Source organism: Achromobacter sp. MFA1 R4 (assembly GCF_900156745.1).
In the GTDB taxonomy this organism is placed as follows: domain Bacteria; phylum Pseudomonadota; class Gammaproteobacteria; order Burkholderiales; family Burkholderiaceae_B; genus Achromobacter.
On sequence record NZ_LT707065.1, the window covers coordinates 2009355 to 2022670 of the forward strand.

General features: G+C 67.9%; 15 protein-coding genes and 1 riboswitch. Of the genes, 8 read left to right on the forward strand and 7 right to left on the reverse strand.

Annotated elements, in window-relative coordinates; translation table 11 throughout:
- Nucleotides 1–75: 75 nt before the first annotated feature.
- From BXA00_RS09055 to BXA00_RS09070, 4 genes are read left to right on the forward strand one after another with little or no spacing between them, the layout of a single operon-like run.
- Nucleotides 76–1134 (forward strand): ABC transporter substrate-binding protein, encoded by a 1059-nt coding sequence (locus BXA00_RS09055; RefSeq protein WP_076518150.1) that lies wholly within the window; start codon nt 76–78, stop codon nt 1132–1134.
- On the forward strand, nt 1134–1904 hold the full coding sequence (locus tag BXA00_RS09060; protein WP_076518152.1) for an ABC transporter ATP-binding protein: 771 nt from the start codon (nt 1134–1136) through the stop codon (nt 1902–1904). Before BXA00_RS09055 ends, BXA00_RS09060 begins: the two co-directional genes overlap by 1 nt.
- Before the next feature lie 45 nt (nt 1905–1949).
- The gene (locus BXA00_RS09065) at nt 1950–2804 is read left to right on the forward strand and encodes an ABC transporter permease (protein ID WP_076518154.1); all 855 of its coding nucleotides are present in this window, start codon (nt 1950–1952) and stop codon (nt 2802–2804) included.
- 14 nt (nt 2805–2818) lie between these two features.
- Nucleotides 2819–3598, forward strand: coding sequence for an SDR family oxidoreductase (locus BXA00_RS09070; RefSeq protein ID WP_076521872.1), 780 nt, complete (start codon nt 2819–2821; stop codon nt 3596–3598).
- Between the two features lie 24 nt (nt 3599–3622).
- On the opposite strand, the gene ilvB is transcribed toward BXA00_RS09070, so the two are convergent.
- Nucleotides 3623–5446 carry a biosynthetic-type acetolactate synthase large subunit gene (ilvB, locus tag BXA00_RS09075; RefSeq protein WP_156902778.1) on the reverse strand — a complete coding sequence of 608 codons (1824 nt, stop codon included), beginning with the start codon at nt 5444–5446 and terminating at the stop codon, nt 3623–3625.
- A gap of 93 nt (nt 5447–5539) precedes the next feature.
- On the opposite strand from ilvB, the gene BXA00_RS09080 reads away from it, so the two are divergent.
- Nucleotides 5540–6010, forward strand: coding sequence for an Lrp/AsnC family transcriptional regulator (locus BXA00_RS09080; protein WP_076518156.1), 471 nt, complete (start codon nt 5540–5542; stop codon nt 6008–6010).
- A gap of 23 nt (nt 6011–6033) precedes the next feature.
- Here the strand turns inward: BXA00_RS09080 and BXA00_RS09085 are convergent, their stop codons facing one another.
- On the reverse strand, nt 6034–6954 hold the full coding sequence (locus tag BXA00_RS09085) for a bestrophin family protein (RefSeq protein ID WP_076518158.1): 921 nt from the start codon (nt 6952–6954) through the stop codon (nt 6034–6036).
- Nucleotides 6955–7061: 107 nt separating this feature from the next.
- On the opposite strand from BXA00_RS09085, the gene BXA00_RS09090 reads away from it, so the two are divergent.
- Together BXA00_RS09090 and ribB are read left to right on the forward strand one after the other, a co-directional pair.
- Nucleotides 7062–7673 (forward strand): SET domain-containing protein, encoded by a 612-nt coding sequence (locus tag BXA00_RS09090; protein WP_076518160.1) that lies wholly within the window; start codon nt 7062–7064, stop codon nt 7671–7673.
- A gap of 111 nt (nt 7674–7784) precedes the next feature.
- Nucleotides 7785–7938, forward strand: a riboswitch (FMN riboswitch).
- 113 nt (nt 7939–8051) lie between these two features.
- Nucleotides 8052–8771, forward strand: coding sequence for a 3,4-dihydroxy-2-butanone-4-phosphate synthase (gene ribB / locus BXA00_RS09095; RefSeq protein ID WP_076518162.1), 720 nt, complete (start codon nt 8052–8054; stop codon nt 8769–8771).
- Between the two features lie 45 nt (nt 8772–8816).
- Here the strand turns inward: ribB and BXA00_RS09100 are convergent, their stop codons facing one another.
- Nucleotides 8817–10016, reverse strand: coding sequence for an arabinose transporter (locus tag BXA00_RS09100; protein ID WP_076518168.1), 1200 nt, complete (start codon nt 10014–10016; stop codon nt 8817–8819).
- Nucleotides 10017–10170: 154 nt separating this feature from the next.
- Between BXA00_RS09100 and BXA00_RS09105 the strand changes: the two genes are divergently transcribed.
- Nucleotides 10171–10863, forward strand: a complete 693-nt coding sequence (locus BXA00_RS09105; protein ID WP_076518170.1) for a TetR/AcrR family transcriptional regulator — start codon at nt 10171–10173, stop codon at nt 10861–10863.
- A 9-nt stretch (nt 10864–10872) separates the two neighbouring features.
- Here the strand turns inward: BXA00_RS09105 and BXA00_RS09110 are convergent, their stop codons facing one another.
- From BXA00_RS09110 to BXA00_RS09125, 4 genes are all read right to left on the reverse strand, one after another.
- Nucleotides 10873–11379 (reverse strand): nucleoside 2-deoxyribosyltransferase, encoded by a 507-nt coding sequence (locus tag BXA00_RS09110; protein WP_076518172.1) that lies wholly within the window; start codon nt 11377–11379, stop codon nt 10873–10875.
- 5 nt (nt 11380–11384) lie between these two features.
- Nucleotides 11385–11948 carry a flavin reductase family protein gene (locus BXA00_RS09115; RefSeq protein ID WP_076518173.1) on the reverse strand — a complete coding sequence of 188 codons (564 nt, stop codon included), beginning with the start codon at nt 11946–11948 and terminating at the stop codon, nt 11385–11387.
- A 7-nt stretch (nt 11949–11955) separates the two neighbouring features.
- Nucleotides 11956–12414, reverse strand: a complete 459-nt coding sequence (locus tag BXA00_RS09120) for a nuclear transport factor 2 family protein (protein ID WP_076518175.1) — start codon at nt 12412–12414, stop codon at nt 11956–11958.
- Between the two features lie 63 nt (nt 12415–12477).
- Nucleotides 12478–13089, reverse strand: coding sequence for an NAD(P)-dependent oxidoreductase (locus BXA00_RS09125; RefSeq protein WP_076518176.1), 612 nt, complete (start codon nt 13087–13089; stop codon nt 12478–12480).
- Nucleotides 13090–13316 lie beyond the last annotated feature (227 nt).

Sequence of the window (13316 nt, forward strand, 5' to 3'; positions counted from 1 at the left end):
TTCCATTGTTGGGCAGCAATCGCTAAGGTATTGTTGACGCCAAACAGCTGCATCCCAGACACATCCGAGGACGACATGACCCGTAGTTCCGCCTTCACTTCCCGCCGCCGCGTACTGGCCGCGGCGTCCGCCCTGGCCGGCATCGGCCTGCTCCATGGACGCGTCGTGCTTGCCCAGCCCAAGCTGGGCAAGGTCGTGTATGGCCAGGGCAGCATCGACCCATTTTTCGCGGCCGGCTACGTCGCGCTGAAGCAGGGCTTCTTTGGCGAGGGCGGCCTGGACGTCGAGTACCTGAATTCGCAGAGCGGCCCGCGCACGAACCAGCTCCTGGCCGCCGGACAGATCGCCTTCGGCGCCACCGCCGCCACCGCCGCGCCGGCGCTGACCATCGCGGGCAAGCCCGCGGCGCTGGTGTTCGGCTTTGACCGCAAGCTCACCTACGCCAACGTCATCGTGCGCCGCGAAGACTTCGAAAGCGGCAAGATCACGTCGATGAAGGACCTGGCGGGCAAGCGCGTCGGCGCGACGCAGCCGCAGTCCAGCACCTGGCTGATGGCGCTGTACCTGATGCAGAAGGCCGGCGTGGCCGACAAGGTCGACATCCGCCCCCTGGGCGACCTGGCGACGATGCTGGGCGCGCTCAAGACCGGATCGGTCGCCGCCAGCATGGCCACCATGTCGATGATGGAGCAGGCCCGCCAGGAAGGCTGGGGCGTGCCCATCTTCGACGCCACCACCGAAGCCTCATGGAACGAGTTCATGGGCGGGGACGTGCCCGGCATCGCGGCCCTGACGCTTGAAAGCACCATCCAGAAGCGGCCCGAGGTCGTGCAGGCCTTCGTCACCGCAATGGTCAAGGCGCAGGACTTCATCACGGCCAACAGCGCGGCCGCCATCACGGACGCCATCTACGACGATTTCTTGAGCGCCTTCCCGCGCGCCGCCATCGAGAAAACGCTGGGCGTCTACAAGGAAACGGTGTTCCTCAAGGACAACATCATCACCGAAGACGCGTACAACCGCATGACGGCCATCATGGGCGACGGACGCCAGTTCTCGAACGATGAGATCAAGACCGTGCCGTATTCCCGCTGCGTGAACATGAGCTTCGTGCGAAAGGCCCGGGGCCTCTGATGATCACGCTGGACAAGGTGGGCAAGGCGTACCAGTCGCGCCAGGGCACCACGCACGCCGTCGGCGAGGTCAGCCTGACCATCGAGCAAGGCGAATTCGTCTCCATCGTGGGCCCCTCGGGCTGCGGCAAGAGCACGCTGCTGAACATGATCGCGGGCTTTCTGCGTCCCACCACGGGCGCCATCCGGGTGGACGGGCGCCTGGTGGACGGGCAGGTGCCGCCCGCGCTGGGCTACATCTTCCAGAAGGACACGCTGCTGCCGTGGTTCAGCGTCAGGAAGAACGTGGCGCTGGGCCTGAAGTTCCAGGGCGTGTCCGCCGACCGGATCGAACACCGTGTCGCGGAACTGCTGGAGCTCGGCCACCTCTCCGCCTTTGCCGACGCGTATCCGCACCAGCTCTCCGGCGGCATGCGCCGGCGCGTGGCGCTGTTGATGAGCCTGGCGGTCGAGCCGCGCATCCTGCTGCTGGACGAGCCCTTCGGCGCGCTGGACACGCACACCAAGACGCACCTGCACCGCGAGCTGATGGAGATCTGGCGCAAGCTGGGCCAGACCATCGTGATGGTCACGCACGACCTGGACGAAGCCATCCTGCTGTCCGACCGCGTGGTGGTGCTGTCCGGGCCGCCCAGCCGCGTGCTGCTGGACGAGCGCATCCGGATTCCGCATCCGCGCGACGTCTTCACGCTGCGCGAAACGCCGCAGTTCGTCTCCCACGTGCAAAGCCTCTGGAGCGTGCTGGGCCAGCAGTTCCGCGCCGCCGCCTGACCCGATACGCCGATACGCCGATACGCCCACACGCCGATACGCGCCATGAATTCGATAGACTCCGCCGACACCCTGCAGGACCAGCTACGCCTGGACCGCCGCGCCAGCGCCGCGCGCCGGGTGCGCATCACCCTGTGGCAGGTTCTCATCCTGGCCGTCATCCTGGGCTCCTGGGAAACGCTCACGCGCATCCCCTGGTTCACCCAGAACACGCTCTTTGACCCCTTCTTCATCAGCCAGCCCTCGCGCGTGGCCGTTCGTCTGTGGGAATGGCTGCAGCCCGGCCCGCGCTCGGTCTGGCCGCATCTGTGGCTGACGCTGCAGGCCACGCTGGTGGGGCTGGTGGTGGGCGTGGGCAGCGGCTTCGTGGTGGGCATGACGCTCAGCCGCAGCCGGTTCCTGGCCGACGTGTTCAACCCGTTCATCGTGGCGTTCAACTCCATGCCGCGGATCGCCTTCGTGCCGCTCATCACCATGTTCTTCGGGCTAGGCCTGGCGTCCAAGGTGGTCACGTCGTGGTTCGTGGTGTTCTTCCTGGTGTTCTTCAACACCTACAAGGGCGGACGCAGCGTGGAACGGGAACTCGTCGACTTCTGCCGCACGCTGGGCGGCTCGCCCCGCCAGATCCTGTGGCGCGTGCGCATCCCCACGGCCGCGGCGTGGACCTTCGCGGCGCTGCCCAACGCCATCAGCTTCGCGCTGATCGGCGTGGTGCTGGCCGAGTTCGTCGGCTCCACCACGGGCATGGGCTATCTGATGATCACCGCGCTGGCCACCCTGAACGCCACCGACATGTTCGCGGCGGTGACGCTGCTGTCCATCGTCGGCATTGCGCTGGTTTATTGTGTGACCTGGATCGAACGCCGGCTCTTGCACTGGGCGCCGGAGTTCAGGGAATGAACGAGACCCGAACGATGAAGACACTGCCTTATCTGCGCAATTTCGACCTGACGGGACAAGTCGCGCTGGTGACCGGCTCGGCCCGCGGGCTGGGCTTTTGCATCGCGCGGGCGCTGGCCGGCTGCGGCGCGCGCGTGCTGATCAACGGCCGCAACGTCGAGGCGGTCGACGCCGCGGTGGCGGAGCTGACCGGCGCCGGCCTGGACGCGCACCCGCTCCCCTTCGACGTGGCCGACGATGCGGCGATGGCGCAGGCCTTCCAGCGCATCGACAGCGAGCACGCACGCCTGGACATCCTGGTGAACAACGTGGGCGCGCGCAACCGCAAGACGCTGCGCGACACCAGCCCCGCTGAAATCCGCGAACTCATCGACACCGATCTGGTGGCCGGCATGCTGCTGGCCAAGTACGCGGCCGAACGCATGATGCGCCAGGGCGGCGGACGGCTGATCGCCATTACGTCGGTGGTGGGTGAGCTGGCGCGTTCGGGCGACGCGGTGTATCCCGCCGCCAAGCAGGGCCTGACGGGCATGGTGCGCGCGCTGGCGGCCGAGTTCGGCGGGCACTACATCACCAGCAACGCCATCGCGCCGGGCACCTTCGCCACCGAGACCAATGCAGACATGGTCGCCGACCCGAAGTTCGGCCCGCGCATCGCCGCGCGCAATCCGACGGGGCGCTGGGGCGAGCCCGAAGAAATCGCGGGCGCCGCCGTGTTCCTGGCGTCGCCCGCGGCCTCCTATGTGAACGGTCACGTGCTGGTGGTGGACGGCGGGCTGTCGATCCAGTTCTGAGGGCCGCGAAAGCGGGGCACCCGCTCAGGTCGTCTCGTCCTGATACCAGACGCCTTCGGCCAGCATCATCTTCTGATGGCCATGCCCGGCCGGCATCATCGGGAAGCAGTTTTCCTGCGCCGTGACCGCGACGTCCAGGAAATACGGACCGTCATGCGCCAGGCATTCGGCCAGCGCGGCGTCGAGCTGGGCGGGGTCTTCCACGCGCGCCGCGCCCCAGCCGAAGGCACGCGCCAGCGCCACGAAATCCGGCAGCGACGCGTTGTAGCTGTGGCTGTAGCGCCCGCCGTGGATCAGCTCCTGCCACTGGCGCACCATGCCCATGTAGCCGTTGTTGCACAGCACGACCTTCACGGGCGTCTCGTGCTGCATGGCGGTCGACAGCTCCTGGATGTTCATCAGCACCGACGCATCGCCGCTGACGCAGACCACCGTCTTGTCGGGATGCGCGACCTGCGCGCCGATAGCGGCGGGCACGCCGTAGCCCATGGTGCCCGCGCCGCCCGAGGTCAGCCAGCGGTTGGGGCGGTCAAAGCGCAGATACTGCGCGGCCCACATCTGGTGCTGGCCCACGTCCGTGGAGACGATGGCATCGCGGCCCGACAGCGCGGCGTTCAGGCGCGACATCAGGTGCTGCGGCAGGATGGCGTCGGGCGCGGGTTCATAGCCCAGGCAGTCCTGCGCGCGCCAGGCGTCGATGCGCTTGAACCAGGGCGCCAGGCGCGCGGGCTCCAGCGGCGCATCGCCCAGCTCGGCGCGCAGCGCGCGCACCAGCGGCAGGCAATCGCCCACCAGCGCCACGTCCACGCGCACCACCTTGTTGATCGAGGCGGGATCGATGTCGATATGGATCTTGCGGGCGTGCGGGCAGAACTCGGACAGCTTGCCGGTGATGCGGTCATCGAACCGCGCGCCGATGCAAACCACGAGATCGGCGTTGTGCATGGCGAGGTTGGCCTCGACCGTGCCGTGCATGCCCAGCATGCCCACGAACTGCGGATCGGACGCGGGAAAGGCGCCCAGGCCCATCAGCGTCAGCGTGCAGGGCGCGCCGGTGTGGCGCACCAGGTCCGTGAACGCGGCGCAGGCCTCGGGGCCGGCGTTCACCAGCCCGCCGCCGCCATAGAAGATGGGACGCTTGGCCTGCGCGATCAGCGCGGCGGCGCGGCGCACGGCCGACTGCGGCAGCTTGGGCGCCAGCTTGCCGGACTGGCGGCGCGCGCGCAGCGCGGCCAGCTTGTGCTGCGAGGGCAGATCCAGGCCGTCATCCGCGTCGCGCGGCACGGCAAGCTGCACGTCCTTGGGAAAATCCACCAGCACCGGGCCGGGCCGGCCCTGGCGGGTCAGTTCAAAGGCGCGGGCCACCACGTTCGCCACATCGTCGACGGCGCGGATCTGGGTGTTCCACTTGGTGACGGAACGCGAGATGCCGATGGCATCGCATTCCTGGAAGGCGTCGGTGCCGATCGCCGCCGTGGCAACCTGCCCGCTGATGCACAGCACCGGGATCGAATCGCACATGGCATCCAGCAGGCCGGAGGTGGTGTTGGCCATGCCGGGGCCCGAGGTGACGAACACCACGCCGGGGCGGCCGGTGGTGCGGGCGTAGCCCTCCGCGGCATGCACGGCGGCCTGCTCGTGGCGCACCAGCACATGGCGCAGGCGCGGTTCGGCGTACAGGGCGTCGTAAAGGGGAAGGACCGCCCCGCCGGGATAACCGAAGACCGTATCGACGCCGTGCGCAATCAGCGTGTCGAGCAGAATCTTCGCCCCATTGGCAGGGGCGGTTTCGGTGGCGGCAAGCGCGGCGGCGGCGGTGGGATGCAGGCGATCGTTCATGCTATCCATCTTATTCGTAGACCCGAAGAATTTTTATCTTCTTTTCCACGGATAACCGCCGGACGGAGTAAATTCATCTTTGATTTGGAGGAATCAAAGAAAATGAACCTGGACAAGTTCGATCTGGCCATTTTGAAGGTGCTGCAGGACAACGCGCGCGCCAGCCTGAACGACATCGGCGCGGCGGTGGGCCTGTCATCCACGCCCTGCTGGAACCGCATCAAGCGCATGGAGAGCGCCGGGGTGATCCGCGGCTACACGGTGGACATCGATCCGGCCAGCCTGGGCTTCATGGACACCGTCATCGTCCACGTCACCCTCGAAAGCCACAGCGAAGAGACCCTGTACGAATTCGGCCGGGCGCTGGCGCAGATACCAGAGGTGCTGGAAGCGTTTTTGGTGTCGGGCGACTACGACTATTACATCCGCATCGCCGTGCGCGACACCCGCGACTACGAGCGCCTGCTGCGCGAACAGCTCTACCGCATCCCGGGCATCCGGCACAGCAAGTCCTGCTTCGTGCTGCGCCGGCTCAAGGAAACCAAGCTGCCGCTGACCGGGCCGGCGGCGTAGGCCGCCCCCCCGGCACGACGTCCCTAGCGCAGCACGTAGTCCACCGGCACGGCTGGCTCGGGCAGGGGCCGCACGCCCAGGCCTTCGAGCAGGTCGATCTCGATCACGCGGGCCAGCGCCGACAGCGGCAGGTCGTTTTCGTCCGAGCCGAAGGGGTCTTCCAGCTCGTCGCCCAGCGCGTCCAGGCCGAAGAAGGTGTAGGCGACGATGGTGACCGCGAGCGGCGTCAGGAATTCCAGCGTGCCCACCAGGCCGAAAGGCAGCAGCAGGCAAAAGAGCCACGCCGTGCGATGCAGCAGCAGGGAATAGGCGAACGGACAGGGCGTGAACTTGATGCGCTCGCAGGCCGCCTGGATCGCGGCGCATTGCGCCACGCGCTGGGTCAGGGCCTGGTACAGGATGTCGGTGAGTTCGCCCCGCCGCAGGCAGGCCGCGAGGTCGCGGTTGATCGACATGAGCAGGGCGTCGGGCACGTTGCGGCATCCGGCCAGCGTGTCCAGCTCGTCCTGCTGCACCCACGGGCGCACCGCCTCGACCATGTCCTGGCCGCGCAGCCGCGCCGCCAGTCCGTAGCCGAATCCGATGCAGCGCCGCACCCTCCGCTCCTGCACGGGATTGGCGGTGCTGGCCGCCAGCAACACCGCGCTTTCGCGCGCCAGGCTGCGCGCCTGCACGACGAGGTCGCCCCATTGCTTGCGGGCTTCCCACCAGCGGTCGTAGCAGACGTTGTTGCGAAAGCCCATGAAGACCGACAGCGCCAGCCCGAAGAGCGAAAAGGGCACCGCGGTCAGGTGCGCCGGAGAGAAGAACTGGCGGTGATACATCCACACCACCACGCAGGAGAGCAACGTGATGACGATGATCCTGCTGAGAATGCGGGGGATGATGGAACCGCGCAACACAAAGAACAAGGCCAGCGCGGAAGGCCGCGGACGGACGATCATGATGAATATCAAGCAAGGGACAAGGCGGCGCTCACTATACGCCTGTCCTCGCGCAAGAATGCCGCCGATATAATTCTGTTTCGTCTCACCGCCCCCCGCCCAATCCAATGACCAACGAAGACACCCCGATCAAGCCCTGGTACGTGGTCCGCCGCTCCAAGCTGCACGGCAACGGCGTCTTCGCCGCCCGCAAGATTCCCGCAGGCACCCGCATCATCGAATACGGCGGCGAGCGCATCAGCGCCAAGGAAGCCGACCGCCGCCACCCCACCAATCCGGACGATCCCTTCCACACGTTCTTCTTCGCGCTCAGCTCCGGCCGCGTCATCGACGGCGGGGACAACGGCAACGACGCCCGCTGGATCAACCATTCCTGCCAGCCCAACTGTGAGGCGCAGGAAGGCAAGCACGGCAAGCGCGTCTACATCGTGGCGCTGGACGACATCCCTCGCGGCACGGAGCTGTCCTATGACTATGGCCTGGTGCTGGACGGGCGCATCACCAAGGCGCTGAAGGAAGGCTACCGCTGCCTGTGCGGCGCGCCCCCGTGCCGCGGCACGATGCTGGCCCTGCCGGCCAAGAAGGCCGGCAAAGCCGCCAAACGGACGACCAAGAAGACGGCCGAAAAGACGGCGGAACAGACGGGCAAGAAGGCAGCTGAGAAGACGGGCAAGAAACCGGCCACGAAGGCCAAGCCGTCCGCGCCCGCGTCCGCCTGAACGGCGCGCGGGGCCAGTCTCCCGTTTTCCGAAGACCACAACTGCAATAAGCATATTCAATCCCGCTGCGCGGACAGGCGTACAATCGACCGGTCGTTAACACGACATGCAGTACGTCTTCAGGGCGGGGTGCAATTCCCCACCGGCGGTATGCCATGCAATGTGGCGAGCCCGCGAGCGCCCGGCCTGCTTCAAGCGGCCGGGGTCAGCAGACCTGGTGAGATGCCAGGGCCGACGGTCATAGTCCGGATGAGAGAAGATGTGCCGGCACACACTCGGCTGCCCCGGGCGCGTCTCGCGTCCGCCTGGCCGTATTGCGTTCGGCTGTCGATTAGCCCTGAAACGTTTTTCGCCCCATCCTTTTGCGAGAGCGTTTCAATGTCCCACGTTGCCTTTACCCAGCAGTCTCCCCTCCCCAGTCTTGCGTCGCAGCCCTTTGCCGCCCGTTTGCAGCGCGCGCTGCACCATCTGCGCCTGGGCCGTCCCGTCATCCTCATGGACGACTTCGACCGCGAAAACGAGGCCGACCTGATCGTCGCGGCCGACAAACTGACCGTGCCCGTCATGGCCCAGCTCATCCGCGACGGCAGCGGCATCGTCTGCCTCTGCCTGCCCGGCGACACGCTGGACCGCCTGGCGTTGCCGCCAATGGTCCCGCGCAACCAGAGCCGCTTTGCCACGGCGTTCACCGTGTCGATCGAAGCCCGCGAAGGCGTGAGCACCGGCGTGTCGGCCGCGGACCGCGTCACGACCATCCGCGCCGCCATCGCGCCGACGGCACAGGCCGACGACATCGTCAGCCCCGGCCACGTGTTCCCGCTGCGCGCGCAGCCGGGCGGCGTGCTGACGCGCCGCGGCCACACCGAAGGGTCGGTCGACCTGGCCGTGCTGGCCGGCCTGCGCCCGGCCGGCGTGCTGTGCGAGCTGATGAACGCCGACGGCACGATGATGCGCGGCGCGGCGCTGGAGCGCTACGCCGCGCAGCACGGCCTGGTCGCGCTGACCATCGCCGAGCTCGCCGACCATCTGCAGAAGCTCAAGGACGGCCAGGCCGAGTCCATCGAAGACGAGATCCTGGAGATGGCCGCCACCGTCTGACCGGCAGCGGCCGGCCCGCGCCCGCGTTGCTCGCAGGCGTGGCCTTCAAGGCTTGTTGCGCAGCGCGACGCCGACCGCCAGGGCGGCCATCGCGCACACGCCGCCCAACGCAAAGACCGCGGCGTATCCCCGCACACCCGCCAGCCATCCCGCGGCGGGGCTGCCTAATCCCAACGCGACATCCAGGAAGGCGACGTAGGCGCCCATGGCCATGCCGCGGCTGGCGGGCGGCACGCGGCGCACCGCTTCCACCCCGAAGGCCGGAAAGGCGAGCGAGTAACCGGCGCCCGTCAGCACGGCGCCGGCGTAGGCCCACACCGGCGCGCCGCCGCCCCATATCAGCCATAGGCCGGCGGCCTCGACCAGGACGCATGCCGACGCGACGCGCGCGCCGCCCAGCCGGTCGGGCAGGCCCGCAAAGAACACGCGCGCCAGGATGAAGCCCGCCCCGAACGCCGTGAACATCCACGCCGCGCCGTCCCAACCGCGCCCCGCGAACAACAGGCTCACAAAGCCGGTGATCATGCCAAAGCCCACGCTGGACAAGGCCAGCCCCAGCCCGGGCAGCCACACCATGCCCAGAACGCGGTAGAAGGGCGGACGAACACCGCCCAGCGCCTGCGGCGCGCGTTGCGGCAGCACCAGCGCCAGCGCCCCCAGCGGAATCAGCACGGTGGCCCATGCGACACCCGCGAACCCGGCCCAGTCGTGCACCCGCATGCCGGCCGGCGCGCCCAGCGCGAAGGCGGCGTAGATCGCCACGCCCACCCACGCCATGACGCGGCCCGCGTGCGGCGGACCCACCCGCGCGACGCCCCAGCTCAGCGCGCCCGTGACGATCAGGCTTTCGGCGCAGCCCATCACTGCGCGGCCCGCCAGCAGGGCGGCGAATGCCGCCGAAGGCCGTTCCGACAGACTGCTGGCCAGCAGATAAAACAGGCCCGCGACGCATCCCAGCAGCAGGCCGCAGGTCACGGCGCGCTTGGGCCCGCGGCGGTCGGCCAGCGCACCGGCCGCGGCCCGTGACAACAGCGCGGCGGCAAACTGCAGTCCCGCCACGATGCCGACCGCGAGCGCGCCCATCGCCAACGTCCCGTCCACATACAGCGGCAGCACCGGCATCGGCAGGCCGACCATGAAAAAGCCGATGAACACGGCCAGCGTCAAAGGCAGCGTGGCGATGAATACGGAGCGCGAGGCTCCGCGAGCCGCAGGCATGGCCGCGGCCGTCGAAGAATCCGACATGAAGTGTCCTTGAGAAAGGGTTGCGCAATCCGGCGCCGTCGCGCAGGCGGGCGATGGCATAATCCGCCAGACGCGGCGGGAAAACGATACGGATTGCCTGCCGCAAAGTTTATGAGCCATTGCTCACGTTTGATACTCGCCTTTCGCCGCACCCATGACCGCCATCCCCCAGCCCCGGAAATCGCCGCGCCAGCTCAGATCCCAGCACACCGTCGACACCATCCTGCAGGCCACGGCTCGCGTTTTGGCCGCGCACGGCTATGCCGGCACCAATACCAACCTGATCGCGGAAACGGCGGGCGTCAGCGTGGGCTCGCTCTACCAGTACTTTCCCAACAAGAACGCGCTGATCGCCGCGCTGCACGACCGCCACGACAACCAGATGCTGGACGTGATCGACGACGTGCTGAATGGCAACCCCGCGGCCACGCTGCGCGAACGCGTGGGCGCGATCGTCCAGGCCATGCTGCATGCGCATCTGCTGGAGCCGGCGCTGCACCGGGTGCTGGAACGGGAGTTCCCGCTCTTTGATCAGCCGCGCGAGCACAGCCGCGCCGACCAGGACATCCACCGCCGCATGCGGCACCTGCTGGAGCTGCACCGCGCCGAAATCGCGCAATCGGACCGCGATCTGGCGACCTATGTGGTGCTGCGCATCATGGAATCGCTGGTGCACGCGGCGGCGCTGGAGCCGCCGGCGGGCTTCACGCCCAGGCAGCTGGAAGGCGCCGTGGTGGATGCGGTGATGGGATACCTGGGCGCGCCGGTCGCTGCGGCGCCGCGCAAGGCCGCCAGGGCGCCGCGGGCCGCGAGCCCGGCCAAGAAGGCAACCCGTCCCCGCGGCTAGGGCGCGGGTTCAAGCGCGCGCGCGGGCCATGCTGGCCAGGCAGTCGGCGGGGCCGCCCGTCACGACGTGCGCGCTGCACGCCAGCATCAGATTCAGGTTCAGGCCGAAGTCCTCGACGGTGTGGCCCTGGGCGTCGACCATGCGCGAGACGCCGTCGTCGGCCGCCGCGCCCACGGCCACCTGGTCGATCAGCGTGCCGGACTGGCTGGTATAGCCCCAGACGGGCTTGCCGCAGGCGATGGCGTAGCCGACCTCGAAGGCCGTGCCCGAATCGGGCTCGGCGCCGCGAAAGGGATTGAGGTTCGCCATCACCATGTCGGCGCGGCGTATCAGCGCGATATTCGCCTGGTAGATCCACTGCGCCAGCGCCTGGCCCGACAGCCCGGCCGGCGCGGCGTTGTCCAGCGGGAAGAGGCCCTCGAAACCGTAGGTCGCACACAGGGTCTTCAGGCGTTCGCCGTGCGCCACGGCATCGGGCAGAAAGACATCGAAACCCGCCAGATAAACGCTGCGCATGGCCCTTACTCCGGTTCGGCGACGTTGAAGGCTTCGCCGGTGGCGAAGAACGAGCCGCCGGCCACGTAGTGCACCGAACGGCGCGCGTCGTCCGGAAAATGCCAGCGGTTGCCCGAGAACGCTTCCGGCGCCGCCCACGCGGCCACGACCTCGCCGATGAAGAGGTCATAGGCCTGCTGGTTGTGCGGCTCGGGGATGACCTTGCATTCCAGCCATCCGAGGCAGTCGCTGATGAGCGGCGCGCCGATCTTGCTGGCCGCGAAAGTCGTCAGGCCGCTGGCCAGGAACTTGTCTTCGTCGCGGCCCGACTGCGAGCCCACCCGCAGCGTGGCGCTTGCCTGCGCCCGCGACGGGATGCACAGCGCAAATTCGCCCGAGGCCTCGATCAGTTCGCGGGTGTAGGTGCTTTTGTCGACCACGACCAGCATCTTGGGCGGGCTGAAATCCAGCGGCATGGCCCATGCGGCGGCCATCACGTTGCGCGCATCGCCGTGCGCGCTGGTGACCAGCACGGTCGGGCCGTGGTTCAGGAGGAGGTAGGCGCGGGGCAGGTCGACGGATTCGATCATGGGCGGCCTAGAACATGCCGTTCTTGTTGGCGGGATTTTCGGGGATCTCCTGGCTCACGTCCCAGTGCTCGACGATCTTGCCGTCCTGGACGCGGAAGATGTCGACCACGGCCTGGCCGCGGTCTTCCGGCGAATCGCGCCACAGGTTGTGGATCATGACGAGATCGCCTTCGGCGATGACGCGCTTGATCTCGACGATGGCTTGCGGGTGCTGTTCGAAATAGCGCGGAAAAAAATCCACCATCGGCCCGACGCCGTCCTGCATGTACGGATTGTGCTGGGTGTAGGTCGGGCCGACGTACCGGCGCACGGCTTCGTCGATGTCGCGGTCCTGGAACATCATGCGGAAGAACGCGACGGCGATGTCCTTGTTCGACTGCGGCTCGGCCGCAAGCGCCGGCGCGGCCGCCACGCAACTGGAGGCGACCAGCAGGCAGGCGGCCAACGATTTCCACTTCATACGCATACAGGACTACTCAGGTGACGCCGACTGGCGGCCTGCCAGTTTACAAACAAACGCGGCCGATCATCAGTATCCGACGGTGTAACGGCGGCGCGAATGCCGGGGCGTCTCGACTTCGTCGGCCAGGGCGATCGCGTAGTCTTCCATCGAAATCCAGCTCTTGCCTTCCTCGTCCGCGAGCAGGTGGTCGTCGCCCACGCGGAAGGTGGCGGTGCGCTCGCCCGGTTCAAAGATCGCGGACGGCGACAGGAACGTCCAGTTCAGCACCTTTTCCTGGCGCAACGCATCCAGGAACACCACGCCGGCGCGCGCTTCGGGCTTGTAGGCGTCCGGGAATTCCGGGGTGTCGATCAGCATCTTGCCGGGCGCCACCAGCAGGCTGCCCGCGCCGCCCACCACCAGCAGGCGCGGCACGCCCGCGTTCTTGACGGCGGCCAGCAGCGGCTTGGCGTCGGTGGACACAAAGCGCGTGGCGCTGATGACGGCATCGTGACCCGCCAGGATCGGCGTCAGGCCTTCGGGGTCGGTGGCATCGCCCTGGCGGACGGTGAGGCCCGGTTGTTCGTTGACCTCGGCGGGATTGCGGGCGATGCCCGTCACCTGGTGGCCGCGCTTGAGCAGTTCGTCCGCCACGCGCGAACCCACGCGGCCGGTAATTCCGATCAATGCGATTTTCATGGTCTTGCTCCTTGCAGGAATGGGCCGGTCGCGGCCGCCACGGGATGGGGCGGAACAGGCGCCGGCGCAGGCAAAGCCATACTATTCGGCGCAATCCGATCAAAAAACCCACAAACCGGGAAGAGTTTTTTGCATTTCATGCACCAATAACCCGGGAGGATCGGCCGTCGGCGCGGGCGGGGCGGCGCGCACCGGGCGCTCCCCGCAATCCAGTGTGCGCCCGGCGG

Coding starts and splice junctions, on each gene's coding strand:
- BXA00_RS09055 (WP_076518150.1), top strand. CDS start 76: ATGACCCGTAGTTCCGCCTTCACTTCCCGCCGCCGCGTACTGGCCGCG.
- BXA00_RS09060 (WP_076518152.1), top strand. CDS start 1,134: ATGATCACGCTGGACAAGGTGGGCAAGGCGTACCAGTCGCGCCAGGGC.
- BXA00_RS09065 (WP_076518154.1), top strand. CDS start 1,950: ATGAATTCGATAGACTCCGCCGACACCCTGCAGGACCAGCTACGCCTG.
- BXA00_RS09070 (WP_076521872.1), top strand. CDS start 2,819: ATGAAGACACTGCCTTATCTGCGCAATTTCGACCTGACGGGACAAGTC.
- ilvB (WP_156902778.1), bottom strand. CDS start 5,446: ATGGATAGCATGAACGATCGCCTGCATCCCACCGCCGCCGCCGCGCTT.
- BXA00_RS09080 (WP_076518156.1), top strand. CDS start 5,540: ATGAACCTGGACAAGTTCGATCTGGCCATTTTGAAGGTGCTGCAGGAC.
- BXA00_RS09085 (WP_076518158.1), bottom strand. CDS start 6,954: ATGATCGTCCGTCCGCGGCCTTCCGCGCTGGCCTTGTTCTTTGTGTTG.
- BXA00_RS09090 (WP_076518160.1), top strand. CDS start 7,062: ATGACCAACGAAGACACCCCGATCAAGCCCTGGTACGTGGTCCGCCGC.
- ribB (WP_076518162.1), top strand. CDS start 8,052: ATGTCCCACGTTGCCTTTACCCAGCAGTCTCCCCTCCCCAGTCTTGCG.
- BXA00_RS09100 (WP_076518168.1), bottom strand. CDS start 10,016: ATGTCGGATTCTTCGACGGCCGCGGCCATGCCTGCGGCTCGCGGAGCC.
- BXA00_RS09105 (WP_076518170.1), top strand. CDS start 10,171: ATGACCGCCATCCCCCAGCCCCGGAAATCGCCGCGCCAGCTCAGATCC.
- BXA00_RS09110 (WP_076518172.1), bottom strand. CDS start 11,379: ATGCGCAGCGTTTATCTGGCGGGTTTCGATGTCTTTCTGCCCGATGCC.
- BXA00_RS09115 (WP_076518173.1), bottom strand. CDS start 11,948: ATGATCGAATCCGTCGACCTGCCCCGCGCCTACCTCCTCCTGAACCAC.
- BXA00_RS09120 (WP_076518175.1), bottom strand. CDS start 12,414: ATGCGTATGAAGTGGAAATCGTTGGCCGCCTGCCTGCTGGTCGCCTCC.
- BXA00_RS09125 (WP_076518176.1), bottom strand. CDS start 13,089: ATGAAAATCGCATTGATCGGAATTACCGGCCGCGTGGGTTCGCGCGTG.